Here is a 1,228-nt window from a genome sequence, read left to right as displayed (position 1 = left end):
GACATGGGGCCTCCAGCGGGCAGATCGGGGTGACGGGCAGTGGTGTGACGGCGCCAGTGCACCGATCAGGGTAGCGCACCGGTACCGTGGAGCCATGACCTCCCGACCCCGCCAGCCGCGCCAGCATCCCGGCAGTCCCGGCGCGCCCTCTCCCGCCCAGCTCGCGGGCCGACGGAGGCAGGCCGCTGAAGTGCGGCCGGTCGACTACACGCAGATTCCCAGCCGAGAGGCGCAGCAGCGGGCCCGGGAGCAGCTCGAGGCGGGCGAGCAGAACCCGTCGGCCGCCCCGAAGCCGGGCCCGCGCAAGCCGCAGCGCTTCGAGCTGGTGCCGAACCCGTCGGCCGCACCCGACGACGCCGTCGTCACCCTCAATCCCTCCGACCCGCGGCCCTACACGCGGCCGCTGCGCGTGATCGAGCGGGAGATCCGGCTGCTGTCCGGGACGTCGCTCGCTGTGATCACACACGACACGGTGGTGATGACCGTGGCCGATCCGGAGGAAGTGTGGACCGCGGACAACGGCGCGAGCGATCATTTCCTGCGCGGCCAGTGGACTGTGCAGGTGCGCCGTGCGGACAACCATGTGATCGCGGTGCTGCCGAGCCGGTACGCGCTGAGCGTGCGGCCGGAGGAGTTCGAAGCGGAGGCGCCGATCGACGTGAGCGGACCGTCGAACCGTCGGAAGAAGGGGACACGGCATCCCGCTGACCTGCGGGAACTGCGGCTGCGGCTGAAGGCGCACGGGTTCCGGGTCAGCACCTCCGGCCCGACGCACGGGAAGGTGACGCACCCGGACTTCCCGGGACTGTTCACGCCGTGGGCGTCGACGCCGTCTGACCGGCGGCACCCGCAGATGGTGACCGCGCAGGTCAAGCGCGTGTTCGGCATCGACATCCGCGGGTGAACCGGAGGAAAGCCGCCGGTGGGTCGGCCGAAATCCGCGGGTGAGCCGGCTGCTGGGTCGGGGGGCGCGATAGCCGCTGCGGGGGCGGTGCGCGGCGCGGCCGGACAAAATCTGGAGCAAAACGGCCCGTTGAGGGCCCCGCCAGAGCAATGATGCCGTTTTTGGTCGGAATGTGCACAGCCCTCGCCGCCACGGCCGGTTTCAAGGGGGGGTGTCCCTATGTTTCGAGTCAAGCCGCGAGAGCGGTCGGCTCGGGGGTAGGGGCGGTTGTCGGTGGCTGGTAGTAGGTGCCGTCGCGGAGCATGGCGTAGATGACGTTGCAGC

General features: G+C 70.8%; 1 protein-coding gene. It reads left to right on the top strand.

All coding sequences use genetic code 11. The features are described 5' to 3' along the window. Nucleotides 1-94 precede the first annotated feature (94 nt). Nucleotides 95-904, top strand: a complete 810-nt coding sequence (locus tag MHY20_RS11490) for a hypothetical protein (RefSeq protein ID WP_183376956.1) — start codon at nt 95-97, stop codon at nt 902-904. Nucleotides 905-1,228 lie beyond the last annotated feature (324 nt).

The organism is Helcobacillus sp. ACRRO (assembly GCF_022347125.1).
GTDB lineage: Bacteria > Actinomycetota > Actinomycetes > Actinomycetales > Dermabacteraceae > Helcobacillus > Helcobacillus massiliensis.
Note: the sequence above shows the minus strand (reverse complement) of the source record. Positions and strands in the feature narration are given on the sequence as shown.

Bases quoted from the DNA above. Each gene is read 5' to 3' on its own strand.
- MHY20_RS11490 (WP_183376956.1), top strand. From the start codon at position 95: ATGACCTCCCGACCCCGCCAGCCGCGCCAGCATCCCGGCAGTCCCGGC.